Raw genomic sequence first — 25,341 nt, 5'->3', positions numbered from 1 at the left:
GCAAGACGGTTATTGCTCGGTTTCCCGGGCTGCCAGCGTTTCCGCGATCCAGGCATCCACCTGCTGTTCCAGCAGGGTGAGCGGCACGGACCCATTGGTCAGGACCACATCGTGGAAGGCGCCATAGGTGAAGTCGTCACCCAGGGCATCCATGGCCCGCTGGCGCAGGTCGAGAATGGTCAGCATGCCGATCTTGTAGGACAGGGCCTGGCCCGGCCACACCATGTAGCGGCGCACTTCATTGCGGATATCGCCTTCCGGCATCGGGGTGTTGGCCAGCATGTACTGGACGGCCTCTTCCTCGGTCCATTGCTGGGAGTGCACGCCGGTATCGACCACCAGGCGGGCCGCCCGGAAGACCTCATAGGAAAGGCGGCCGAAGTCCTGGTAGGGATCGGTGAAGCCGCCCATCGTCTTGCCGAGGTTTTCGGCATAGAGGCCCCAGCCTTCCCAGAAGGCCGAATAGCCCTGCAAGCGTTGGAACATCGGCACGCCGGTCAGTTCCTGGGCGAGGGCGATCTGGAAATGGTGGCCCGGGGCGCCCTCGTGATAGGAGAGGGTCTCCATCAGATAGGTGGGATTGTCCCGCATATTGGCCAGGTTGACGTAATAGGCGCCGGGACGGCTGCCATCGAGCGCGCCTTGTTCATAGAAGGCGCCGGTCGCGGTCTCGATCCGGTATTCCTCCACCGCGCGGACTTCCAGGTCGGCGCGCGGCAGGGTGTCGAAGTATTGCGGTGCGATCTCCATGATGTGCTCCACCATGGCGGTGGCTTCATCGAGATAGCGCTGACGGCCTTCCTCGGTATCGGGATAGTAGAACTGGTCGTCCTCGCGCAGATAGGCGAAGAAGTCCTGCAGCGAGCCTTCGAAATTCACCTCTTCCATGATCTCGCGCATTTCGCCATGAATGCGTTCGACCTCGTCCAGACCGATCTGGTGGATCTGGTCGGCGGTCATGTCATAGCGGGTCGTGTAGTTGTTGACCTGGGTCTGGTAGAAGGACTCACCTTCCGGCAGCGACCAGACACCTTCAATGCGGCCATCGGCCATCTCGGCATGGCTTTCCATGGTCGCGATCAGCTGCGTGTAGGCCGGACCGACCGAGGTCAGCAGGGCCTCTTCGGCCTGCGCGATCAGCGCATCCTTTTCAGCTTGCTCGATGTCCAGCGCGTCGACCTTGCCGCGGAAGTCGGCCAGCAGCGGGCTGTCCTCGCCACTATCGTCAAACGGGGCACCGGTAATGAAGCGCTCGGCGGCGCTGATCACGATCGGATAGGCGAAGGCCGGAGCCAGTACGCCGGCCTGGGCGCGCTCATCGGCCTGGGCCGTCCGCGTGTTGAGCACGTCGCCCAGCCCGTTCAGGCGGGAAATATAGGCTTCGGCATGCTCGACAGTGTCGATGCGGTGATAGCCGATCATCGTGGTCGGCAGCTGGGTGTGCGGGCCGAAGAACTGGGTGAAGATGTAGCCGTGATCCCAGAACTCGCCCTGTTCGGCCGTGTTGGTCTCGATGAACTCGGCGAAGCGATAGGAAACCTGGGCTTCCGGGGTCAGCGCATCGAAATCGAAGTTTTCGCGCATGTAGCGCAGGCGTTCGGCGCTGCGGGCCAGGCTGTCCATGAAGGCCTGTTCGGACGGATCATCCCATTCACCATAGGCTTCCAGATCGTCCAGCATGCCCAGATAGGTCTTGCTGATCGGGGAGCGCTCCATCTCCGCGTTGAACTGTTCGTCGAACCAGGCGTAGAGGCGTTCGGTCTCGGTCTGTTCGCTGGCGGTCTCGGCCGCCGGCTGGGCAGCGTTCTCGACCTGCTCGACCGGAGCCGCGGCTTCGTCGGCGGGGCTGCAGGCGGCCAGCAGGGCCAGGCTCGACGTACCAATGAGAAAGCGGCGAAGGCGCATAATGGATGACTCCCGAACGTTTACCAGAATTGACTCTTTCTTAACGCGGAACACGCATCCGTAAACATAATTAACCGTAAGACCGATTCTCCCCGCAGAAAGTGAGGCGAGACCCGTGACAGGCGCTGAAGTCCTCGATTTTGCCCGCGAAGCCATCTGGTTGATGCTGGCCATGTCCGCCCCGATCATGCTGGTCGGACTGGCGGTCGGGGTGACGATTGCCTTGTTCCAGGCGCTCACCCAGGTGCAGGAAATGACCCTGGTCTTCGTGCCGAAGATCATCGCCATCTTCATTGCATTGCTGATTTTCCTGCCGCTGATGGGCGCCCTCATGTCGGGCTTCATGACCATCATTTTCGACCGGATCTCCACGCCATGATCCCGCAGGCACCCGAGCTCATCTTTGCGGCCGGAATGGTATTTGCCCGGATCGGGGCGATCCTGATGCTACTGCCGGGTTTCGGCGAGCCGTCCATCCCGGTGCGGATCCGCCTGGCCTTTGCGCTACTGACCTGTCTCATCCTCGGTCCGCTGGTGGCGCCGAACCTGCCCGCCATGCCGGCCCAGCCGCTGGCCATGGCCGGCCTGGTCATGGGGGAGGTCATTATCGGCCTGATGATCGGCGCCGTGGCGCGGATCTTCATGGCGGCGGCGGCGATTGCCGGTCAGGTCATTGGCATGCAGACCTCGCTGGCCATGGCGCAGAGCTTCGACCCGTCCCAGGGCCAGCAGGGTGCCTTGATCGCGACCTTCCTCAATCTGACTTTTCTCCTGCTCCTGTTCGCGACCAATACGCACCACATGCTGTTGCAGACGACCGTGAACTCCTATGCCGTCTTCGATGTCGGCCAGGTGCCGGATCTGGGCGATGCGGCGCAATGGGCGCTCAATGCCTTCGTCGACGCCTTCCGGATCGGCGTGCAACTGGCCGCGCCGCTCATCGTGTTCGGTCTGACTTTCTACCTGGCGCTCGGCGTGCTCTCGCGCCTGATGCCGCAGGCACAGATCTTCTTCATCGCCATGCCGTCCAACATCATGATCGGTCTTTTCATTCTCGCGATCTCGCTCGGTGCGATGAGCGCGGTCTGGCTGGAGCGCATGCAGCGCTTCGCGCTGGATATGAACTAGGGAGCGCGCTGTGGCTGAAGGCGAAGACGACTCCCAGAAAACAGAGGAACCGACACAGCGGCGGCTGGATGACGCGCGCGAGAAAGGCGATGTCGCCAAATCCCAGGAGATTCCGGGCTGGTTCATTCTGGCGACGGGCCTGGCCCTTCTGGCCTTTGTCTTCCCGACCGTCGCGCGGGTGATGGCGGCCGATCTGGAGATCTTTTTTTCCGAAGCCCATAATTTCTCGGTCGATCCCAATGGCATGATGCAGATGATGCAGAGCACGGCCTGGGAAGTGGCTGCCGTAGTTGGACTGCCCGTCCTCTTCCTCGCGGTGGCCGGATTTGCGGGTCACTATGTCCAGCAGGGCATGCTGTTCACCACCGAGAAGATCCAGCCGAAACTCTCCAAGCTGAACCCGATCGACGGGTTCAAGCGGAATTTCGGGCCCCAGGGCCTGGCCAACTTTCTCAAGGGGCTGGGCAAGATGGCCCTGGTCGCGGCGGCGGCCTTCCTGGTGCTTTATCCCAAACGTGAAATCCTGGCCGGCCTGCCGGCGCTGGACCTGGCCCATGTGCTGGGCATCATCAAGCAGTCGGCCATCGAACTCCTGATGGCCTCGCTGATCGTCTACGCGATCATCGCCGGCCTCGACTACATCTTCCAGCGCCAAAGCTTCATGAAGCGCAACCGCATGTCGCGCCGTGAGGTCAAGGACGAGCTGAAACAGTCCGAAGGCGACCCGATGGTCCGCGCCAAGCTGCGTCAGCTTCGCCAGGAGCGGGCCCAGAAGCGGATGATGACCCAGGTGCCCGATGCGACGGTGGTCGTCACCAACCCGACCCACTATGCCATCGCACTGTACTACGAGCAGGGCGAGACCCCGGCCCCGGTCTGTGTGGCCAAGGGCGTCGATGAGGTGGCCCTGCGCATCCGGGAGCTGGCCAGTGAGCACAGCGTGCCGATCGTCGAGGACCCGCCGCTGGCGCGGGCACTGTGGGCGACGGCGGATCTGGATGCTGAAATTCCGACCGACCACTTCCAGGCCGTGGCCAAGGTGATCGGCTACGTCCTCTCGCTGGCACAGGGACAACGCGCGCGGTACCGCCCGAGCGAGTAAGCTGTGTCCGAACTCTTCTGATTCGCGCCCGGAGCGTCGCCATGGCCGAGACTGCCGCCCCCGATCCGAAACCCCGTAAATCCCTCTGGTCACGCCCGATCGGCAAAGTGGCCTTCTGGGTCTGCGGGGTCATTGCCGTGATCGCCTTCGGTGCCGCCGTGCTGGCGGCTGGCGCGGATGGCTGGCAGGGTTTTGTCTACCTGTCCGGCCTGGCGGCTGTGGGCTTCCTTGTGCTCTACGCGATCGCCGCGGGCGAAACGGCGGGCCGCAATATGCGTCGCAAGGTGGAGAGCAATCGGGCGCCGACGGCCAATCAGCTCGCCTTCCAGGCACTGGATACGCTCAGCGAGCCTGTCCTGATCACCGATCAGCGCGGCGGCCCTCGCTGGGCCAACCAAGCCTATCAGAGTCTTGCCCGCCAGACCGGTGGGTTCGGCCAGAGTTTCGGCCTGCCGACGATCGATCGGATCTGGGCCAGTTCCGGCGGCGGCGATGGCGTGGTCTATCGTCTGGCCCGGGCTGCGGCCCGCGGGGAGGGCGCTTGTGAACTCCTGCCGCCGCTCGACATGGGCGAGGGGCGGGTGGAGCGCTTCCACCTGGAGGCCAGCCCGCAAGAGGGCGGTCTCATCCTCTGGCGCCTCAAGGATTCCGCACCGCGTGATGCCGGCTCGGCCCTGGCGCTTGCGGACTGGTGCCTGCATGCGCCGGTCGGTCTTTTCTCCCTGCGCGTCAATGGCGAGATCGCGAATGGCAATGCCACCTTCCGCGACTGGCTTGGCCTGGGCGAAGGCATGCCCTTCCCGCCGCTCAAGGACATTTTGGCCGGTGACGGCGCCAAGGCGGTTCAGCAATCCCGCGGTGGCGAGGGCGTGGCCCGGATCGATGCGCGGCTGAAGGCGCGCGACGGGATCGAGAGCCCGGTCACGCTGGCTGTGGAATGGACGCCGGGCGATAGCGGCATGGGCCGGGTCGTCATGTATGGCCTGTCCGCCACCGGCACGCCGCCGGGTGTCAGCCAGGCCATGGCCGCCGATGCGCCGCAGACGACGGGCCGGACGCTGGACGACATGTTCGCCAATGCGCCCTTCGGCGTGGTGCGCTTGGACGGCGCCGATCCGGAAACCGCCATCATCGAGGATGTGAATCCCGCCCTGGTCCAGCTGACCGGCGGCAAGGCCATTCCCGGCATCAAATTCTGCGACCTGTTCAATTGGGATGATGGTCGCTCGCCGGACGAGGCGTTTGCGGCCGCCATGGCCGGCAGTGGCGAACCCGCCGAAGCCCGCCTCGAAAGCGGTGAAACCCCGGTCTATGCCCACCTGGCCTTTGCGCCGGCCCGTGGCGGCAAGCGTGTTGCCTATGTCATTGACGTCACGGCCTGGAAAGAGCTGGAGCGCCAGTTCTCCCAATCCAACAAGATGCAGGCGGTCGGCCAGCTGGCCGGGGGCGTGGCCCACGACTTCAACAATCTGCTCACCGCCGTCCGCCTCAATTGCGACGAACTCCTGAACCGTCACCCGGTCGGGGATCCGGACTATTCCGAGCTTCAGTCGATCAACCAGACCGTGGCCCGGGCCGCGGGCCTGGTGCGCAAACTGCTCGCCTTCTCGCGCAAGCAGACTTTCCGCATGGAAACGCTGGATATCGGCGATCTTCTCTCGGATGTGTCGGTCCTGCTGCGCCAGATCGTCGAGGAGACGGTGCGGCTGGATATCGTCCATGGCCGCGACCTGCCGATGATCAAGGCTGACAAGGGCCAATTGGAAACCGCCATCATCAATCTGGCCGCCAACGCCCGCGACGCCATGCGCGACCAGGGCGGTGGCTCCCTGGTGGTGAAGACCGCCAAAGTGTCCGACGAAGTCGTGCGCAATGCCGGCGCCCCCAATCCGCGCGAAGGCGATTGGCTCGCCATCGCCGTGACCGATGAGGGCCATGGCATGGACAAGGCGACGCTGGAGAAGATTTTCGAACCCTTCTTCACCACCAAGGAGGCCGGCAAGGGCACCGGTCTGGGTCTGGCGACCGTCTACGGCATCGTCAAACAGTCCGGCGGCTTCCTGTTCGCGGACAGTGAAGTGGGCAAGGGCACAACCTTCACCATCTATCTGCCGGGCCATCAGCCGACCGAGGAAGAGACCGTCGAGCTGAAGCAGGCCGAGGTCGAAAAGACGGTTGAGAAGGCACCGGAAGACCTGTCCGGCCGGGGCCGCATCCTTCTGGTCGAGGACGAGGATGCCGTTCGCCAGATCGCGGCCAAGACGCTGGCCAAGCGGGGCTATGACGTCATGGAAGCCTGCGATGGCGAGGAAGCCTATGAAATCCTCGAGGACGAGACAGAGGGCTTCGATCTGGTCATTTCCGATGTGGTCATGCCGGGGCTGGACGGGCCGGGCCTGCTGGAGAAGGCGCGCCATCTTCTGGAAGACACCCGCATCGTCTTCATCTCCGGCTACGCGGCCGAACAATTCTCCGACACGCTCTCCAAGGAACAGGAAATCTCCTTCCTGCCCAAGCCGTTCACCCTGACCCAGCTGGCGGAAAAGGTGAAGGAAGAGCTCAGCGCCAAAGAGAACTGAGGTCGCGGCAGTCGCGCAAAGCAACAAGGAAGCCTCTGGAAAGACATGAATATTTCGCCTAATCCTGAAAGGAGGTGGGGGAAGTTCAGTGTCGTCTTCGGTTGAGACATCCTTGTTCAGTACAGCGCGACTGGCGCCGGGTGACCGGTTCAGTGCCTGGCGCGACAGCATCAATGTCGTGTTCGAGAGCCGTCTGCCGGACACGCTGGACCCGGGGCATTTCAATGCCCGTGTGGAGAGCGTCCTGCTCGACGGCATCATGTTCACCCGCTGCACGACCGGTGCCCAGAAGTTCGACCGTCCGGTCTCCCGCATTCTCGCTGACGGCATCGATCATTACATGTTCCAGTTGTTCGAGGCGGGGCAGGTGGATATCCAGGTCGGCCGCCGGGCCTTGCGCGGGCCGCGCGGGGCAATCGTCAGCTTTGACCTGGGCGATGTGCTGGATTCCGTGAATGATGATTTCGACGTGCTCACCGTCATGGTGCCGCGGACCCGGCTGGCGCCGCGCCTCATCCACCCGGAGGCCGTGCAGGGGCTTGTCGTGGATTCGACGCAGGGCGCCGGGCGCCTGCTGGCGGATTTCCTGAAGACGCTCTATGCGGTCGGGGGTGGCATGGAGCAGGCCGAAGCGGTTGCCGCCGGCCGGGCCCTGATCGAACTGTTGGCGGCGGCTTTCAATGCTGTGCCGGTTGACCTGTCCGATCCGCCGGACTGGGCCGACCAGGCCCTGCAGATGCAGGCGCGCAAGCTGATCGTCGACCATTTGGGCGATCCGGATCTGGACGCGCACACCCTGGCTGGCTTGATGGGATTGTCACGCACCCGTCTGTACAGCCTGTTTGCCGAGGCAGGCGGTGTCATGCAGGTGGTGCGCGAACTGCGCCTCAAGCGCAGCCTGACCGACCTGATCGCAGCCTCCAACGCCCATCTCCAGATTTCCCAGATCGCCTATCGCTGGGGTTATCGCGGACTGGCCCAGTTCAACCGGGCTTTCAAGGCGCGCTTCGGTGTGACACCGGGGGAGGCGCGAGAGCAGGGGCTGCGCCATACAAGGCAACGCAACATGCTGATGTCGCTGCCTGTTGGCGACCGGCGCTATGAAACCTGGATCGAAACGCTCGCCTGACCTTCGCGGAACGCCCGGTCAAGCATTGCGGACATTCTGCAAATTCCACCCGACTGACAAGCCATGAGAGCTTGGGCAATTTCCTCCGAAATCGACCGGGGGGAGTTATGCGGACTGGTATTTTGTCTGTTCAATCAAGTGTCTCTGTTGTCGCCATGGCGCTCGCCCTGGCGGTCCCGTCCATGGCCCTGGCGCAGACGGACGTCAGCTCGCCCGTGGACGCGCCGGAGCATCACGACAAGGTCTACACGACCTGGGATGAGGGCGACCGGCTCTGGCGGGATTTCTACTGGTATGTCCCCGAGGGTGGCAGCGATGCGAACGGGATCTGTGTGTCCCAGAGCTTCAGCACCTTCAATGATGCCAACACGCCTGAAGCGCGGGGCTCGCAGCGCTTGCAGCCCAATAGTTTCTGCAACCGCGATGATTTTGGCACCTATACGCCGGGACGCGCGCCCTGGGACCGGACGACCACGATCGAGGTCCAGTCCGACCATACCGAAAGCCGGCCGGCCTCCGACATGGTGTCGTCCGACGATAGCGGTCTGGGCGCCATTCTCGATGGTCATGAAGGCAAGAATGATGACGAGGGCGACACTGGCGGGGACGTCGTCAGCTGGTTCTGCGGCCTGTTCAGCATCCCCGGCTGTGGCTCGCGCCAGGCCCCGGTGACGGTCACACCGCACCGTCTGCCGGTCCAGACCATGACCGATGTCATCGCCGACCTGGCGGGCGCGCCGGACGGTGCGCCGCCTCCGGCTGCCCAGTCCACATTCGTGTCATTGTTGGTCGAGGATACCGGTGGCGGCACTTTCTATTGCGCGGGTACCCTGGTGAACCGACGCCAGATCGTGACCTCGGCCGTTTGTTTCGAGGGCGCGGATGTCGCGTCTGTCACGGTGCTGCTGGATGACTTGGACGCCAGTATTGCCTTCCCGGCCATGTCGGTGACGGTGCACCCCGGCTACGACAATTTCACCTTCGAGAACAATCTCGCCCTGGTCACCCTGGCGACCAGCCAGTTGTGGACCGAGGTCGATGAGGACGATACCGGCTTCTATGGCGATGAGGCGGACTGGATCGACAGCCTGGACCCGTTCGTGGAACGGCATGCCCTGGCCGGCGACGGGTATTGGCATGACGACACCCATTGGGTAGTTGGCGACATCCCCGAGAATGACGCACCGGACGGCACCGTCATCGTCACGGATTTTCAGGTCGTCCCGGAACTGTATGAAGTCCATCTAGATGCTGCCGGCACGACGATCGTTCAACAGGACGAGCATGCCGATGCAGTCTATGTCTTTGAAGGCGCAACCCTGGAGATCGAGGAGGCTGGCAGCCTGTTCCTCGATACAGGTCTGGGACTGTCCGGCGGGGCGGTGCAGGTGGATGGGTTTCTGATCGGTCAGACCCTGCAACTCCAGTCCGGACGCTTCACAGTGGGTGAGACCGGGCTCTACTACGACTTCTCGCCCTTCGGCAGCGGCGGCACGGTGAATTCGGGTGCCCAGCTGGAAATCCGCGGCGATTTCATGACCGACTGGCTTCACCAGACGGATGGCCTCACCTATGTCGCAGAGACCGGGGTCTATTTTGACTGGAATGGCGCACTGATCGAGGGCGGTGATGTCGTCATCGACGGCGTGTTCGATACGGCCGGATTCCTGCAAACGGGCGGCACGACCTTCGTCCGCGAGACCGGCACGCTCTACGACTTCGAAGGCGATACCCAGATCGTCGACTCCATTCTCCAGGTCGACGGCGTGCTGGACACGCTGGAGCTCTTTGCGCTGGATGCGACCCTTCACGGCAATGGCGAGATCCTGGCCCCGCTCGGCGTCTACCAGCTCGGCGGCATGATGGCGCCCGGCCTGCGGGCCGGGGGAATGCCGGGCGACAGCCTGACCATTGATGGCGACTATTATCTGATGGACGGCGCCTTATCGACCCTGATCGGGGAGACCGGCACCAATCACCTCAATGTCACGGGTGAAGCCGGGCTTGAGGGCTATCTCCACGTCAATTTCTACACGGCCCCGCTGCGCAATGAAGAGCACGTCTTCCTGAACGCGCAGGACGGGATTGCCTTCCTTGACCTGGACATTCTGGCCTCAGACTATTCGCCCTTCATCGGGTTCGACATTGTCAGTGACGAGACCTCCGCCGCCCTGCGCGTTGTCGGGGCTGATTATGGGGATATCGCCGAGACCGACCAGCAACGCGCCGTCGCGTCGGCCCTGATGACGGCCTATGGCGATGAGGTGCCGACCGGAGCCTTGCGTGATTTGGCGATGACCCTGGACTATCTCCCGTCTGCGGGTGAACTCCGCTCGGCCCTGCAATCGCTCAATCCCAGCGATGCCTACGGGGCGGACCGTCTGGGTGAAGACTTGACGCGGCGCCTGGGTGACACGGTCGCCAACCGCCTCGTCCTGCTTCAGTCCGGACGTCATGGCGGCCTCGAAACGGCCCGCTTGCAAGGCTATCAGCTCGCGGCAAACAGTCGTGACAACCGCCGGATTCGCTCGGCCCTGAAGGCGGCGACCGATATCCATGGCGGTGAGACAGACCCCGGGATCAACGACCGTACCGCAATTTATGTCGCTGGCGAGTACGCCTGGGGTGATACCGTCCTGCCCAATGGCCGGGCTGATCTGGACCGCTCCGACCTGATTGTCGGGCTTGATCATGAGATTGCACCGGGGCGCATGCTCGGGGCCAATCTCACCCTGACGGATTACACGTCGGAGCGCGCCGGCCTGCGGATCGAGGGCGAAGGCTTTGCCCTGACCGGCTATGGCGGGTTTGTTGAAGGCCCCTGGTACGGGTCGGGCTATCTGGGCTACAGCCAAGCCGATTTCGACCTGGCGCGGACCGTGGCCGCCGGTGCGGCCGTGCAGACGCTGTACGGCGAAACCGGCTCGGATGACTGGCACGCCGGTCTGGATATCGGGGCCGGGTTCGATCTGGGGGCGTTGGCCGCCGGGCCCGTGCTGACGGTGCGGCATGGCGAGAGCGAAATCGATGCCTATCGCGAAGACACGACCAGCCTGCTCGGCGCGGACATGGCTGCCCGCGGCGATGACCGGACTTTCCTCGGTCTGGGTGCGCGCGCGGCCACGCGGCAATCCTTTGCCGGCGGGCAAGTCCATGCCGATGCCCAGCTGACCTGGCAACAGGACGTGTCGGCCGGAGAAGGGGCTGGATGGGCGAGTCTCCACTCTGCTCCGGACTCGGCCTTTGCCGTGGTGGGCCCGCAACGCGAGAACGGCTTTGCCAGCCTCGCGGTCGGCCTGGCTTTCGATGCGCGTGACAACCTGTCGGTGGAAGCCCGCTTTCAGGGTGATTTCGACCGCGCGGACGGTGACCGGAATTCCGCAAGCCTGGCCCTCAGCTGGCGCTTCTAGCGGATCGGCGGTGGCGCGGGTTGTGGTAACAGCGTCACCGCCGCTTTCCGGCCGCCCGGGGCCCTACAGCCCCTGGGCATCCAGCATGGCCCGGTATTCGCGGATCTTCTCGACATAGCGCACCGGTTCCAGGCCCCGGGCATAGCCATAGCGCAGGGTCTCGTAATACTGCGGGTCCGAGAGCAGGGGCAGGGTGGCGGCGAGGTCGGCCCAGGAATTCTTGTCACGGCCCAGGCGTTCGGCCAGGGCGCGCGCATCATACATGTGGCCCATGCCGATATTGTAGGCGGCCAGGGTGAACCAGATCCGGTCTTCGCCCCTTACATCCTCGGGGACGCGATCATAAAGATCCGCCAGATAGATGGCGCCCCCCTCAATGGACTGGAACGGGTCCCGCCGGTCCTCGATGCCCACGCGCTCGGCCGTCGAGAGGGTCAGCATCATCAGGCCGCGGACTCCGGTGGCGGACACCGCATCCGGGTCCCAATGGGATTCCTGGTAGGCCTGGGCCGCCAGCATTTCCCAGTCAAAGGGCAGGCTCTCGGCCGCATCCTCGAAAGCATTGCGGTATTCAGGCAGGCGGCTCTGCACGCGGCGCACGAAACGGGCGACGTCGACATAGTCGAACTCGCCGAAACGGCCGAACCATCGCGTGTCCAGCTCTTCAAGGAAGCCTTCGCCATGGGCTTCGGCGAACCAGCTGGCCAGTGCGCCCTGCAGCCCCTCGACCTCCCCTGAATGCGCCCAGGCCAAGGGGCGTTCCTCGGTGAGGTTCATGGCCACGACCAGCTCGGGATGGCGGCGGCGGGCGAAATCGGCCAGGTGACTGTCAGCGATCGTGCAGTCGATCGTGCCGGCATCCACGGAATCCAGCAGGGGCATGGCCGATCCGGCCGTGCGGGCTGACCAGGTCAGCTCCGGCAGGGCTTCACCGATCGCCTCCAGTGTTTCCTCATAGCTGGATCCGGCCAGCACCCGGATCCGGGTGCCGGGCAGGTCCTCCAGCCGCGTCGGGGCCGGACCGCCCCGCCGGCAGACGAGCTGCTCCGTCACCGCCTTGTAAGCCGGGCCGAAATTGACCCGGGCCCGGCGCGCCGGCGTGACCGTGAGATTGGCGGCAGCCAGATGGGCCTCACCCCGGTCCAGTGCGCTGAGCAGGGCATCGATATCGCGGCGGGTCTCGAAACGGATCTCCAGCCCGAGGGACTCGGCGAATGCGGTCGCCAGGTCCACTTCATACCCTTGGGGTCCCGCATCCTCCCGGGAATAGGTGGTGGGGCCGTCCAGGGTGAGGACGACAAGTTCGCCGCGCGCTTCGATGTCGGCCAGGCTCGCATCCCCCAGGCCGGTCTCTGCCGGTGCACACCGCACCAGGCCGATGGCCAGGCCGAGAATCGCGAGCCGCGGAATAATGGCAGTCCGGATACGTCCCATACGGAGGACTCTAGCGCGAAATCCATCGCGATCAATGCGGGGGTTTTCCTGGGCGTTTCGTGGCAGTGATCTGATTTTGTTCCGTTTTGTTAACCATAAAATGTTCCGCTTGTGTTCCGGGAACAAAACTAGTACGACTGAGCTTGGTTGCCCGCACCTCAGGGGCGTGAAATAAGGGATGAAGGCTATGAGCAAGGGCGCGATTCGACTCGTGAAAGATGACGTGAACACGGACAAGCAAAAGGCCATTGAGGCCGCGTTGAGCCAGATCGACAAGGCATTCGGCAAGGGCTCCGTGATGAAGCTCGGCCAGCGTCCGCACATGGATATCGAAGCGATTTCCACCGGTTCGCTGGGGCTGGATATTGCCCTGGGTATTGGCGGCCTGCCGAAGGGCCGCATCATCGAGATTTATGGTCCGGAAAGTTCGGGCAAGACCACACTCGCCCTGCATACGGTGGCGGAAGCGCAGAAGGCCGGCGGTGTCGCGGCTTTCGTCGATGCCGAACACGCGCTGGACCCGGTCTATGCCGGCAAGCTGGGTGTGGATGTGGGCGAACTCCTCGTCTCCCAGCCGGATGCCGGTGAGCAGGCTCTGGAGATCGCGGACACGCTGGTCCGGTCCGGGGCGGTCGACATTCTCGTGATCGACTCCGTGGCCGCGCTGACGCCGCGAGCCGAACTGGAAGGCGAGATGGGCGACAGCCTGCCGGGTCTGCAGGCCCGCCTGATGAGCCAGGCGCTCCGCAAGCTGACCGCCTCCATCTCCAAGTCGAACTGCCTGGTGATCTTCATCAACCAGATCCGCATGAAGATCGGGGTCATGTTCGGCTCGCCTGAAACCACGACCGGCGGTAATGCGCTGAAATTCTACTCCTCGGTCCGCCTGGATATTCGCCGCATCGGCGCGATCAAGAACCGTGACGAGGTCATCGGTAACCAGACGCGCGTGAAAGTCGTGAAGAACAAGGTGGCACCGCCCTTCCGGGAGGTCGAATTCGACATTCTCTACGGCGAGGGTATCTCCAAAATGGGCGAGCTGATCGATCTCGGCGTCAAGGGCGATGTGATCGAGAAGTCCGGCTCCTGGTATTCCTATAATTCCGAGCGCATTGGCCAGGGTCGTGAAAACGCCCGCCAATTCCTGCTCACCAATCCGGATGTGTCGGCCGAAATCGAGCAGAAGGTTCGGGCCAATGCCGGCCTGATCGCCGATGAGATGCTGACCGGCCCGGATGCCGAGGATGATGAGGCCGCCGCCGGCTAGGTCACGTCTTCGCGTCCGATTTGGCGGTCGGGGCCTGTGTCTGCGAGGACATGACCCGCCGCCCAATCGCAGCTGAATTGCAAACGGGTGCTTGGCGAGGCCGGGCACCCGTTTCTATATGGTCATCCGAATTTACTCGCGTGGACGGATCAATCCGGCCCGCACCAGCAACCCGACGGACCTGACCCCATGGCCAGCCTGCGCGACATCCGTGCCACCTTCCTCGACTACTTCGCCCAGAATGAGCACGAAGTGGTTCAATCGGCTCCGCTCGTCCCGCAGGACGACCCGACCCTCCTCTTCGTGAATGCGGGCATGGTGCCGTTCAAGAATGCCTTCACCGGCAAGGAAAAGCGCGCCACTCCGCGGGCCACCTCCTCGCAGAAATGCGTGCGGGCCGGCGGCAAGCACAATGATCTGGACAATGTCGGCTATACGGCGCGTCACCATACCTTCTTCGAAATGCTGGGGAATTTTTCCTTTGGCGACTATTTCAAGGAAGAGGCAATCAGCCATGCCTGGCAGCTGGTGACGAAAGAATTCGCCCTGCCCAAGGACAAACTCCTGGTTACGGTCTTCTCCGAGGATGACGAAGCACGGGCGCTTTGGCGCAAGATTGCCGGCCTGCCCGACGAGAAAATCATCGGCATCTCCACCTCGGACAATTTCTGGTCCATGGGCGATACCGGTCCGTGCGGTCCGTGTTCGGAAATCTTCTTTGACCATGGTCCCGAGATTGCGGGTGGCCCGCCGGGATCCCCGGACGAGGATGGCGACCGTTTCATCGAGATCTGGAATCTCGTCTTCATGCAGTTCGAACAGCTCGGTCCGGATGAGCGCATCAACCTGCCCAAACCCTCGATCGATACCGGGATGGGGCTGGAGCGCATCGCCGCCATCCTGCAGGGCAAGCACAACAATTATGATGTCGACCTGTTCGCCAATCTGATCCGCGCCGGTGAGGACACGCTGGGCGTGAAGGCCGAAGGCGAAGCCCTGGCCAGCCATCGCGTCATTGCCGACCATTTGCGGTCCACCTGTTTCATGATGGCGGACGGTGTCTCGCCGTCCAATGAAGGTCGCGGCTATGTCCTGCGCCGCATCATGCGCCGGGCCATGCGGCATGCCCACCTTCTCGGTGCCAGCGAGCCGGTCATGTGGAAGCTGGTCTCGGCGCTGCAGACCGAAATGGGTGACGCCTATCCCGAACTGGTCCGGGCCGGTGCCCTGCTCGAGGATACGCTCAAGGTCGAGGAAGAACGCTTCCAGCGCACGCTGGGCCGCGGGCTCAGCCTGCTGGAAGAGGCCACCTCCGGTCTGGCGGAAGGCGATGCCCTGCCGGGCGAGACGGCCTTCAAGCTCTATGACACCTATGGCTTCCCACTCGATCTCACCCAGGACGCCCTGCGCGCCAAGGGCATGACGGTGGATGAGGCCGGTTTCGACAAGGCCATGGACAAGCAGCGTGCCGATGCGCGGGCCCAGAAATTCTCCTCGGGCGATGCCGCACCGGATGCGGTCTGGTTCTCCGTGCGCGACAAGGTCGGGGCCAGCGAGTTCCTGGGCTATTACGGCACGCAGGATGAGGGACGTTTGGTCGCCATCGTGTCCGGTGGTGCCGAGGCCGGCGCGCTCGGGGCCGGTCAGGCCGGTGAGCTGGTGTTTGACCGCACGCCCTTCTATGGCGAAAGCGGCGGTCAATGCGGGGATACCGGCGAGATCCGCTTCACCAATGGGGCGGTCTTCAAGGTCGAGGACACCCAGAAGCGGGCTGGCGACCTGCATGCCCATATCGGCGTGATGGAGGCTGGGGAAATTGTCCCTGGCGATACCGCCTTGCTGGTCGTTGACGCCAAGCGCCGTGCCGCGACCAAGTCCAACCACTCGGCCACCCACCTCGTGCACAAGGCGCTGCGCGATGTGCTCGGCCCGCACGTGACCCAGAAGGGTTCCTATGTCGGTCCGGACCGTCTCCGCTTCGATTTCAGCCATAACAAGGCCGTGTCGGCGGAAGAGCTGGCCGCCATCGAGACCCAGGTCAATGAAGTGATCCGCCAGAATGCCGGCGTGGCCACGCAGACCATGACGCCCGATGCCGCCATCGCGGCCGGTGCCCTGGCCCTGTTCGGCGAGAAATACGGCGACAAGGTCCGGGTCCTGTCCATGGGGCATGATCTGGCCGATGTGGATACGGATTATTCGGTCGAGCTGTGCGGCGGCACCCATGTCGAGCGCACCGGCGATATCGCCCTGTTCAAGATCGTCTCCGAGAGCGCAGTCTCCTCGGGCGTGCGCCGCATCGAGGCGCTGACCGGCGAGGGCGCCCGCCGCCATGTCGAGCAGCAAATGGGCTATGGCCGCGCGGCGGCCGATATCCTCAAGGTGACCACGTCCGATCTGCCGGCGCGTGTCGCCTCCCTGCTGGACGAGCGCAAGAAGCTGGAACGCCAGCTGGCCGAGGCCAAGAAACAGCTCGCCATGGGCGGGGGCGGCGGTGCCGCACCGGCCGGGCCGGAAGAGATCGGCGGCGTCAAATTCATCGGCCGTGTGGTTGAGGGTGTGGGCGGCAAGGATCTTCGCGCCCTGATCGACGAAGCCAAGTCCCAGATGGGCTCCGGCATCGCGGCCTTTATCGGCGTCAATGATGGCAAGGCCGCCCTGGCGGTCGGCGTCACGGATGATCTGGTCGGGTCGCACAGTGCTGTGGAACTTGTGCGGGCCGGTTCAGCGGCCGTGGGCGGCAAGGGCGGCGGTGGCCGTCCCGACTTCGCCCAGGCCGGCGGTCCGGACGGGTCGAAGGCCGCGGACGGTCTGGAAGCGATCAAGTCCGCCCTGGCCGGCTGATGGCCCGCAAGGTCAAATCGGATATCCAGCTCGTCGGCGACAAGTTTGCCGCGCGCTCGGTCCTGTCCGCGCGCCAGGCCTTCAATGAGGCGCTGGAGACGCGGGCCCTGCGCGCCATTGAGGCTTGCCTTGCCGAAGATGTCATCCTGGTGCCGGGCGACGAGGCCCAGCTGATCCAGGGCCGCCAGGCCCAGTTGCAGGCCTGGCAGGGCATTTTCGAACAAATGCCTGATGTGGCCTATGTCCGTACGCCGTCGCGCATCGAGATCGGGGAGTGCGGCGGTCTGGCGGCTGAGACCGGACGCTGGACCGGGGCCTGGTCGATGGATGGGATGCAGATCCGCTATTCCGGCCGCTACTTCGCCAAATGGCGCTTTGACGCCGCCGCCTGGCAGATCGAGGCCGAGACCTTCGTCACCCTGAAGCGGGCGGGCGGTCCGGTCTGATCATCGCGCGGGCAGGGGAATGACCGCCTCGTCGGCTGCCAGCCAGCTCCGCGCCTCTTCCTCGGTATCGAAGACTTTTTCCTGCGTGCCCAGGAGATTGGCGGATGCAGCGACCCAGAAGGCCAGCAAGCCGCGCGAGAGCTGGTCATTGCACACAATGGCGGCCTGCGGTCGCTTCTGCGGGCCCAGGGACTCATCCTGCATGCCGATCATGAGCTCATTGATGGCATGCGTGTCCATGTGGGCGAGGGAGGCGTTCTCCAACACGGTCAGGAAGCGCATCTCCTCGGCCCAGCCCGCATCGTCACGGGCCGACCGGAACAGCTTCAACAGCCCCTTGGCCGTGACGGCCCCGGAAATTCGGTACACGCAGAGCCGGTTGACCGGTTCGAATTTGTAACATGCCTGCATGGCGTTCCTCGTTGCCCGAAACGCGTCTCCAGCTTCCTCGAAGCCCCTGCAGTCCCTTCTGTGAATCTACTCAACCGGTCACGGGGTGACAAGCAGTATTGAACAAAAACTATATGCTGCAGCGCAAAGAAAAAGGGCGGACCTGCCGGCCCGCCCCTTGTCTGCGTTTAGCTGATCCGCTTGCGGACTAGCCCCAGTTGGCCATGGCCTTCTGGAAGTTCTCGTCGACCTTGTCGAGGAAGCCTTCCGTGGACAGCCAGCCCTGTTCGTCGCCGACGAGCAGCGCCAGGTCCTTGGTCATGTAGCCGGCTTCCACCGTCTCGATGATGGTCTGTTCCAGCGTCTTGGCGAACTTCTGCAGGTCTTCATTGCCATCCATGCGGCCGCGATGGGTCAGGCCCTGCGTCCAGGCGAAGATGGAGGCGATGGAGTTGGTCGAGGTCTGCTCGCCACGCTGATGCTGGCGATAGTGACGGGTCACGGTGCCGTGGGCGGCTTCCGCTTCCACCGTCTTGCCGTCCGGGGACATCAGCACGGAGGTCATCAGGCCGAGCGAACCGAAGCCCTGGGCCACGGTGTCGGACTGCACGTCGCCATCATAGTTCTTGCAGGCCCAGACGAAGCCGCCGGACCATTTCATGGCGGCTGCAACCATGTCGTCGATCAGGCGGTGCTCGTAGGAGATGCCCTTGGACTGGAAGGCGTCCTTGAACTCGGCGTCGAAGACTTCCTGGAACAGGTCCTTGAAACGGCCATCATAGGCTTTCAGGATCGTGTTCTTGGTCGACAGGTAGACCGGCCAGCCGCGCTGCAGGCCGTAATTGAAGGAAGCCCGGGCAAAATCGCGGATGGAGTCATCCAGATTGTACATGCCCATGGCCACACCGGCGCTCGGGAATTTGAACACTTCATACTCGACCGGCTCACCGCCATCTTCCGGCGTGTAGGTCATGGTCAGCGTGCCCTTGCCCGGGACCAGGAAGTCGGTGGCGCGATACTGGTCACCAAAGGCGTGACGGCCGATCACCATCGGCTGCTGCCAGCCCGGAACCAGGCGCGGAATGTTGGAAATCACGATCGGCTCACGGAAGACGACGCCGCCGAGGATGTTGCGGATCGTGCCGTTCGGCGAGCGCCACATCTTCTTCAGGCCGAACTCTTCCACGCGGGCTTCGTCCGGCGTGATCGTGGCGCATTTCACGCCAACGCCGTACTTCTTGATCGCGTTGGCAGCGTCGACCGTGATCTGGTCGTCCGTCTCGTCACGCTTGGTGACGGAGAGGTCGTAATATTCCAGATCAATGTCGAGATAGGGCAGGATCAGCTTGTCCTTGATCATCTGCCAGATGATGCGGGTCATCTCGTCGCCGTCGAGCTCGACGACCGGGGTATCGACTTTGATCTTCGCCATGGGTGTTCTGCTTTCTGTTCGGATTATCGTTCGGACGTGCGTGTGCGCGCGCCGCGCGCGGAAATTCGGGCGCTCTCTAGCATCGGTCGGTGCGCCAAGGAAGGCCCGGCCTGAAAAAGCCTTGGAGGGTTTTGTCCTGCATCCGGCCCGTGTTTACTGCTCCAGCCTCTCCAGACTGGAAACCGGTGACACTGCTGACCGATATGGACAGGCCGGGTCCGGTTGAACAAATCAGGCCCACACCGCCGCCCAACTCGCAGGACCCGCCATGACCGACACGCCCGCCTTCATTCTCCACACGCCCCAGCTGGGCGAGAATATCGGCGCGGCCTGCCGGGTGATGGCCAATTTCGGCCTGCCGGAACTCATCGTCGTCGATCCACGGGATGGTTGGCCGCAGGACAAGGCAATCACCATGTCGGCCGGCTCACCGGTGCATGACAATGCCCGGGTCGAATACCGCCTCTCCGACGCCCTGCATGATGTGAACCGGATCTATGCCACCACGGCCCGTCCCAGGGGAATGGAGAAACCGGTCATGACGGCGCGTGAGGCCGTGGCGGACATGCGGGCGGCCATCGCCGCGGGCGAGCGTGTCGCCGTGATGTTCGGTGGTGAAAAGGCCGGCCTGCCCAATGAGGCGGTCACGATGGCCGATGCCATCATCACCCTGCCGGTCGACCGCAGTTTTTCCTCGCTCAATCTGGCCCAGGCTGTTGCCGTGATTGCCTATGAGTGGAAAGCGGAAGAGGGCACGCCGGCCGAGTTCGAGCCTGTCTCCGACATTGCCAGGCGGGAAGACCTGGAGGGCATGTTCGAGCATTTCGAATACGAGCTGGAACGGGCCGGCTATTTCTACCCGCCCTCAAAGACCCCGCTCATGACCCAGAATTTGCGCAATGCCTTCATTCGCGGCCGCTGGACCGAACAGGAAGTCCGCACTTTCCGCGGCGCGGTAAAAGCGCTCGCCCTCGGTCGCGGCAAGGCGCGCGTGGTGCGGGAAGACTAGTTCGGCGTTGACCCGGATCAGTCCAGGGTCGTCAGGACGTCGAGCAATTCGAAATTGAAGTCCGGCGCCTCGAAGGCCTTGGAATTGGCCTGGACTGCCAGCGTGACTCCACTGGCGCTGTCGTGAAGGACTGCTGACCGGAACCCGCCGAAATCACCGCCATGGGCAATGCGGAAATGACCATCGCCGGTTTTCCGCACGAACACTCCCAGCCCGTAGCCGGAGGGGCCGTCCGGCTGGAAAGCATTGAAGTTCGCCCTCATGATCCGGCTTTCCGCTGCGAACATCCCGTCCTCGCCCAAGGCGCGGTAGAGCGTGACCAGATCATCCGGCGTGGTGACCCAGCCGCCGGCGGTCCACTCATGATCGAGCGAGGTGTTCAGCCGTCCATGACGCGACGTGGCGCTGAGCCCGAACAGCCCGTCCACATGGCCGTCTGCCAGATGCTCGAACTCGCGGCCGCGTTGGGGCTCTGTCGCGGTCAGCGCCAGCGGATCCAGGATGCGGGTCTGGGCGAGGTCATAGAAGTCTTCGCCCGTGACCGTTTCGATCACCAGTCCGACCAGGATGTAGTCCGTGTCGGAATAGGCATAGTGCGCGCCGGGGACACCCTTTGGCGTATCGCGGGCCACGAACCCGACCAGGTCAGCGTGGGAGAGGCGCGCCGTGCCGCGCAGGCGGCTGGAAAAGAAGAAACCGACATCCTCCAGATAGTCCGGAACGCCGGCCGAATGGTTGAGCAGCATGCGCAGGGTCAGGCTCTCATGGTTGCGCAGTCCGTCCCACCAGTCCTGCCCTGACAGTTGCTCATCGAGTGGTGTGTCGAGTGACAGGACGCCCTCATTGACCAGCTGGACCGCCAACAGGGCCGTGATGGTCTTGCCGGTGCTTCCGGACAGGAAGCGTGTTTCCGCATCGACAGGCGCATGACCCCGCCGGCTGGATTCGCCGGCAAACACCTGCACGCGCCGGCCATCCGGCAGGATGGCGGTGACGGACAGGCCGGGCGTTTGACCGCTTGCGACCGCGTCATCGACGGCTGTTTGCAGGGCGGAGCGGGCGGATGGCGACGGTTGCGCCCAGGCGGGGGCCAGAGCCAAACTCAGGACAAGAGCAATCAGGATACGCATGGCGCCTTGCTACGGCGCGCCGCAAGGGCGTGCAAGCGGGACGAAGCAGGGGTGCTGTCCCTGCAGCCACAAGCATTGACATTCCCTGCTGTGCCTGTAGAAACCCCGCTTTCCGCGGAACAGGTGCGCCTGGGCCGGGGAATACATGACGGGTGATGCGAGCACCGCCGTTGCAAACGCAATCTCAATCGTGGGGTTGCCGGTCCGCGTCGACTACAAAGAGAGACCAGAATGTCGAAGCGTCATTCTCAGAAGTACAAGATCGACCGCCGCATGGGTGAAAACCTGTGGGGCCGTCCGAAGTCCCCGGTCAATTCCCGCTCCTACGGCCCCGGCCAGCACGGCCAGCGCCGCAAGGGCAAGCTGTCCGATTTCGGCCTCCAGCTCCGCGCCAAGCAGAAGCTGAAGGGCTATTACGGCAACATGACCGAGAAGCAGTTCCGCCGCACCTATGACGAAGCGGCCCGCCGCAAGGGCGCGACCACGGAAAACCTGGTCGGTCTGCTGGAAAGCCGTCTGGACGCCATCGTCTACCGTTCCAAATTCGTTCCGACCGTGTTCGCGGCCCGTCAGTTCGTGAACCACGGCCACGTCAAGGTGAACGGCACGAAGGTCAACATCCCGTCCTACCGCGTGAAGCCGGGCGACGTGATCGAAGTCCGCGACCGTTCGCGCTCGATGGCCCTGGTGCTGGAAGCCCTGGAAAGCCCGGAACGCGATATCCCGGATTACATCGACCTCGACCCGAAAGCCATGAAGGCCACCTTCGTGCGCATCCCGGAATTCTCTGAAGTGCCGTATCCGGTGCAGATGGAACCGAACCTCGTGGTCGAATTCTACTCCTCGTAATTTTCGGGGATATTCGATTTCGAAAAGCCCGCTCCGGTCAGCCGGGGCGGGCTTTTTTCTGGGCGTTTGCCAGAAGCCTCAGCAGGCCTGCTTCAAGGGCGGGCAGATTCCGCACTGCAACTCGCGTCTCACGAGTCCTTGGTTGATCAAGTGTTAAGGGACGACTTTCATGCCCGGACCCTGATCGGACCCGGGGCTGAAGTGGACCGATCAGGCGCTTGTATGGGGCTGTTCTAGGGGGCAAGTGTGAAAGCTGTTTGGGGTGCTTTCGCCTGTGCGGCACTGCTGGTGTCCGCCTGTTCAACAGCGGAAGAGATGGCGGCGCGTGAGGGGGCGCGTTCCGGAATGCTGGCGGCTCTGCCGCCGATGCCGGACATGCCATCGCTTCCAACGATCCGGATCTCCGACCTGCGCGTGCCGGGCACTTTTCGCCAGGCCCCGGTCGTGGATCCGGATCTTGAATCCATCATCTATTGGCGCGTGATCGAGGACGACATCCTGATCGTCCATGCCGACACGAATGGCTGCACGCTGCGCTCCGACTTCCTGGTGCGGGTGACCCAGTATCACGAGGACATCTACACCGTGTCCCTGGAGCGCCAGGCGCCGGACGTGTGCAGCGATGATGTGCCCTGGGGCGTGCAACTCGGCTTCGGCTTCGAGGAGCTGGGCGTGCCGACGGGCGGCGAGGTCGTGCTTCTCAACCCGGTCGATGACCGGCCCTGGGACTGGTATGAGGAACGCACCATCATGGCGGCGCGCCGCTAGCGGTCAGACCACGGATTCCCAGTTCACCGAGAGACGGTTGGCGGCATTGATGATGCCGACCATCGAATAGGTCTGCGGGAAATTCCCCCACAGTTCACCCGTCTCCGTGTCGATGTCTTCCGACAGGATGCCCAGCTGGGTGCGGTGGGCCAGCACGTCCTCGAACATGGCGCGGGCCTCGTCGAGCCGGCCGATCCGGGCCAGCGCGTCGATATGCCAGAAGGTGCAGGCCGTGAAGGCTGTCTTCGGCTTGCCGAAATCATCCGCGACCCGGTAGCGATACACGTGATAGCCGTCGCGCAATTCCTCGTCGATCCGGTCGACCGTGGCGACATAGCGTGGATCATTTGGCGCGATGAAGCCGATCTCCGCCATCAGCAGGACAGAGGCGTCCAGCGCTTCACCGCCGAAGGCGCCGGTGAAGGCCTGACGGTCCTCATTCCAGGCATCCCGCAGAACGGTTTCGCGGATTTCGTTGGCGCGCAGCCTCCAATAGTCGGCGCGGTCATCAAGACCCAGGCGCGTGGCAATCTTGGCCAGCCGGTCGCAGGCCGCCCAGCACATGATGGCGGAGGAGGTGTGGACATGCGCCCGGCCGCGATACTCCCAGATCCCGGCATCCGGCGTGTTGTAGACCGCGTAGGCCCGTTCTCCCACGACCTCAAAATGTTCGAATTCCAGCTGTCCCGCCTTCGATTGCAGGCGTTCGTCAAAGAAGGCCTGTGACGCCCCCAGAATGACATGTCCGTACACATCATGCTGGATGTGTTCGGCGGCCTGATTGCCGAAGCGCACCGGTCCCATGCCGCGATAGCCGGGCAGGGCTTCTGCAATGGTCTCGGTGAGATCGTCTTCCAGCGCGATCCCGAACACGGGCTGGATGTGTCCACCCTGGGTATGGGCCACCGTGTTTCGCAGGAAGGCCATATAGGTTTCCAGCGTGCCGACGGCCGACAGGCGGTTCAGCGCGGTAACGGTGAAATAGGCATCGCGCAGCCAGCAGAAGCGGTAATCCCAATTGCGTTCGCTGTCGGCATGCTCTGGAATGCTGGTGGTGAGGGCGGCCACGATGCCGCCGGTTTCTTCATAGACGCAGAGTTTGAGCGTGATAGCCGCGCGGATCACCGCCTCCTGCCATTCCGGTGGTGTCGCCAGGCGGCGGGTCCAGGACACCCAGTGCTCGCAAGTGCGCTCCTGCCAGTCCAGCGCCATGGCGCCGACCGCGTCCGACAGGCTCTCATCCGGTCCCAGCAGGAAGGCCAGGGCGTGGTCCAGCACGAATTCACGCTGGTCCATCACATAGGAGAGCGGCGCATCCGTGGTGATCCGGAAGCCGGCCTCATCATCCAGGAAGCTGACATGGGACACGCCGCGTCGCAGGGGCATGTCGCATGCCCCTTCCCGGCAACTGGCCTGCAGCGTGATGCGGATTCGCGGCATGCCCCGGACCGGCTGGATGCGGCGGACCATGGAGGCCGGGCGGAACATGCGGCCCTTGTCCATGAAGCGGGGCGCGAAATCCGTGATCAGGATGGCGGAACCGTCTTCCGCCTCCAACTCGGTTTCCAGCACGGCGGTGTTGTGGATATAGCGCTGACGGGCGCGGCACTGGCCGACCAGTTCGACCGAGAACTCTCCCGATCCCCCGACCAGCGAATTGAAAACCGGTTCGCCATCCAGCCGCGGCAGGCAGAGCCAGGTCACCTCACCCAGTTCGCCGATCAGCCCGGCAATCGTCCCATTGCCGATGATTCCCAGTTCCAGTGAGCTCATCCCAGTGCGTCCTCCAGCCAGGCCCAGACCTGTTGCGGATCCGCCAGCCGATCATCGGCCACCGTATTGCCGTCACCGACCTTGATGGCCCGTCCGCCGCGATCGATGGCTTCGCGCATGCCGTCCTCATCGGTGACATCATCGCCCACCATGACCGGCTTGCGGCCGCGGAAGGGCGGCATCTGCATCAGGCGGGCAATCGCGCGCGCCTTGTTGGCGCCGTCGGGCTTGGCCTCGAACACCATCTTGCCGGCCTGCAGTGCATAGCCCGGCTGGTGATCCAGGATTTCGCCGAGTTTCCGGTTCAGGGCTTCACGCGCCTCGGGCACCTGCCGGTAGTGCAGGGCCAGGACCGGCCCCTTCACTTCCAGCCGCGTCCCCGGATGCTCATTTGTCAGTTCGAACAGGGCCCGGTGCAGACTGTCCGGCGCGGCCGGCGCGTAGGCGCGGGGACGCTGGCCCGGCGCGCAGATATCGGATCCGTGCCCGCCGACCCGCCAGATATCCCCGGGAATGCGGCGGTCCAGATCGCGGACATCCCGGCCGCTCACCACGGCGAGGGCGGAATTCATCCGTGCGGCCAGCGACTGCAACAGGCTGATCCGTTCCGGCGACAAAAAGACCGTATCAGGATTGGATTGCAGACCGGCCAGCGTGCCGTCGAAATCCAGGAACAGGGCATGCCCGCCCAGGTCCAACGGAAAGGGAGCGGCAAATCCGTCCGGGGCGTGTGTTGTCATGTCCGG

Annotated in this window: 19 protein-coding genes; 12 read left to right on the top strand and 7 right to left on the bottom strand. The window is 63.7% G+C overall.

All coding sequences use genetic code 11. The features are described from left to right. Positions 1-9 precede the first annotated feature (9 nt). On the bottom strand, positions 10-1,905 hold the full coding sequence (locus tag FCS99_RS07810; RefSeq protein ID WP_138511517.1) for a DUF885 domain-containing protein: 1,896 nt from the start codon (positions 1,903-1,905) through the stop codon (positions 10-12). Between the two features lie 115 nt (positions 1,906-2,020). Between FCS99_RS07810 and fliQ the strand changes: the two genes are divergently transcribed. The 6 genes from fliQ (at position 2,021) to FCS99_RS07780 (ending at position 11,253) form a co-directional block, all read left to right on the top strand. Then, positions 2,021-2,284 (top strand): flagellar biosynthesis protein FliQ, encoded by a 264-nt coding sequence (gene fliQ, locus FCS99_RS07805; protein WP_138511516.1) that lies wholly within the window; start codon positions 2,021-2,023, stop codon positions 2,282-2,284. Continuing rightward, the gene (gene fliR / locus FCS99_RS07800) at positions 2,281-3,033 is read left to right on the top strand and encodes a flagellar biosynthetic protein FliR (protein ID WP_138511515.1); all 753 of its coding nucleotides are present in this window, start codon (positions 2,281-2,283) and stop codon (positions 3,031-3,033) included. The genes fliQ and fliR overlap by 4 nt, the downstream gene beginning before the upstream one ends. Before the next feature lie 10 nt (positions 3,034-3,043). Beyond that, on the top strand, positions 3,044-4,135 hold the full coding sequence (flhB, locus tag FCS99_RS07795; protein WP_138511514.1) for a flagellar biosynthesis protein FlhB: 1,092 nt from the start codon (positions 3,044-3,046) through the stop codon (positions 4,133-4,135). A 41-nt stretch (positions 4,136-4,176) separates the two neighbouring features. Beyond that, entirely contained in the window at positions 4,177-6,714 is a 2,538-nt protein-coding gene (locus FCS99_RS07790; protein WP_138511513.1) for a hybrid sensor histidine kinase/response regulator, read from the top strand. Between the two features lie 112 nt (positions 6,715-6,826). Further along, the gene (locus tag FCS99_RS07785; protein ID WP_138511512.1) at positions 6,827-7,843 is read left to right on the top strand and encodes a helix-turn-helix domain-containing protein; all 1,017 of its coding nucleotides are present in this window, start codon (positions 6,827-6,829) and stop codon (positions 7,841-7,843) included. A 122-nt stretch (positions 7,844-7,965) separates the two neighbouring features. Further along, the gene (locus FCS99_RS07780) at positions 7,966-11,253 is read left to right on the top strand and encodes an autotransporter domain-containing protein (RefSeq protein ID WP_171036285.1); all 3,288 of its coding nucleotides are present in this window, start codon (positions 7,966-7,968) and stop codon (positions 11,251-11,253) included. A gap of 63 nt (positions 11,254-11,316) precedes the next feature. Here the strand turns inward: FCS99_RS07780 and mltF are convergent, their stop codons facing one another. Continuing rightward, on the bottom strand, positions 11,317-12,687 hold the full coding sequence (gene mltF, locus FCS99_RS07775; protein ID WP_138511510.1) for a membrane-bound lytic murein transglycosylase MltF: 1,371 nt from the start codon (positions 12,685-12,687) through the stop codon (positions 11,317-11,319). Between the two features lie 187 nt (positions 12,688-12,874). Between mltF and recA the strand changes: the two genes are divergently transcribed. The 3 genes from recA to FCS99_RS07760 all read left to right on the top strand — a co-directional run bounded on the left by recA (position 12,875) and on the right by FCS99_RS07760 (position 17,244). Beyond that, positions 12,875-13,954 carry a recombinase RecA gene (gene recA, locus FCS99_RS07770; RefSeq protein WP_138511509.1) on the top strand — a complete coding sequence of 360 codons (1,080 nt, stop codon included), beginning with the start codon at positions 12,875-12,877 and terminating at the stop codon, positions 13,952-13,954. Positions 13,955-14,143: 189 nt separating this feature from the next. Next, positions 14,144-16,798, top strand: a complete 2,655-nt coding sequence (gene alaS / locus FCS99_RS07765) for an alanine--tRNA ligase (RefSeq protein WP_138511508.1) — start codon at positions 14,144-14,146, stop codon at positions 16,796-16,798. Further along, positions 16,798-17,244: a nuclear transport factor 2 family protein gene (locus FCS99_RS07760; RefSeq protein WP_138511507.1), complete on the top strand. Its 447-nt coding sequence runs from the start codon at positions 16,798-16,800 to the stop codon at positions 17,242-17,244. Before alaS ends, FCS99_RS07760 begins: the two co-directional genes overlap by 1 nt. On the opposite strand, the gene FCS99_RS07755 is transcribed toward FCS99_RS07760, so the two are convergent. Together FCS99_RS07755 and FCS99_RS07750 are read right to left on the bottom strand one after the other, a co-directional pair. After that, entirely contained in the window at positions 17,245-17,655 is a 411-nt protein-coding gene (locus FCS99_RS07755; protein ID WP_138511506.1) for a hypothetical protein, read from the bottom strand. It lies immediately after the preceding gene. A gap of 187 nt (positions 17,656-17,842) precedes the next feature. Beyond that, the gene (locus FCS99_RS07750) at positions 17,843-19,066 is read right to left on the bottom strand and encodes an NADP-dependent isocitrate dehydrogenase (protein WP_138511505.1); all 1,224 of its coding nucleotides are present in this window, start codon (positions 19,064-19,066) and stop codon (positions 17,843-17,845) included. A gap of 268 nt (positions 19,067-19,334) precedes the next feature. Between FCS99_RS07750 and FCS99_RS07745 the strand changes: the two genes are divergently transcribed. Next, the gene (locus tag FCS99_RS07745; RefSeq protein ID WP_138511504.1) at positions 19,335-20,075 is read left to right on the top strand and encodes an RNA methyltransferase; all 741 of its coding nucleotides are present in this window, start codon (positions 19,335-19,337) and stop codon (positions 20,073-20,075) included. Between the two features lie 17 nt (positions 20,076-20,092). Here FCS99_RS07745 and FCS99_RS07740 read toward each other — a convergent pair whose 3' ends face one another. After that, entirely contained in the window at positions 20,093-21,205 is a 1,113-nt protein-coding gene (locus FCS99_RS07740; protein ID WP_138511503.1) for a serine hydrolase domain-containing protein, read from the bottom strand. Positions 21,206-21,436: 231 nt separating this feature from the next. Between FCS99_RS07740 and rpsD the strand changes: the two genes are divergently transcribed. Both rpsD and FCS99_RS07730 read left to right on the top strand, forming a co-directional pair. Beyond that, complete coding sequence (gene rpsD, locus FCS99_RS07735; protein ID WP_138511502.1) at positions 21,437-22,054, top strand: 30S ribosomal protein S4; 618 nt, start codon at positions 21,437-21,439, stop codon at positions 22,052-22,054. Between the two features lie 246 nt (positions 22,055-22,300). Then, on the top strand, positions 22,301-22,822 hold the full coding sequence (locus FCS99_RS07730; RefSeq protein ID WP_138511501.1) for a hypothetical protein: 522 nt from the start codon (positions 22,301-22,303) through the stop codon (positions 22,820-22,822). Positions 22,823-22,825: 3 nt separating this feature from the next. Here FCS99_RS07730 and FCS99_RS07725 read toward each other — a convergent pair whose 3' ends face one another. Then, positions 22,826-24,595: a glycoside hydrolase family 15 protein gene (locus tag FCS99_RS07725; protein WP_138511500.1), complete on the bottom strand. Its 1,770-nt coding sequence runs from the start codon at positions 24,593-24,595 to the stop codon at positions 22,826-22,828. Then, the gene (gene otsB / locus FCS99_RS07720; protein WP_233352702.1) at positions 24,592-25,335 is read right to left on the bottom strand and encodes a trehalose-phosphatase; all 744 of its coding nucleotides are present in this window, start codon (positions 25,333-25,335) and stop codon (positions 24,592-24,594) included. The genes FCS99_RS07725 and otsB overlap by 4 nt, the downstream gene beginning before the upstream one ends. Positions 25,336-25,341 lie beyond the last annotated feature (6 nt).

Origin of the sequence: Maricaulis alexandrii (genome assembly GCF_005871165.1) — a bacterium.
Classification (GTDB): Bacteria; Pseudomonadota; Alphaproteobacteria; order Caulobacterales; family Maricaulaceae; genus Maricaulis; species Maricaulis alexandrii.
This window is presented reverse-complemented; position numbering and strand designations above follow the sequence as displayed.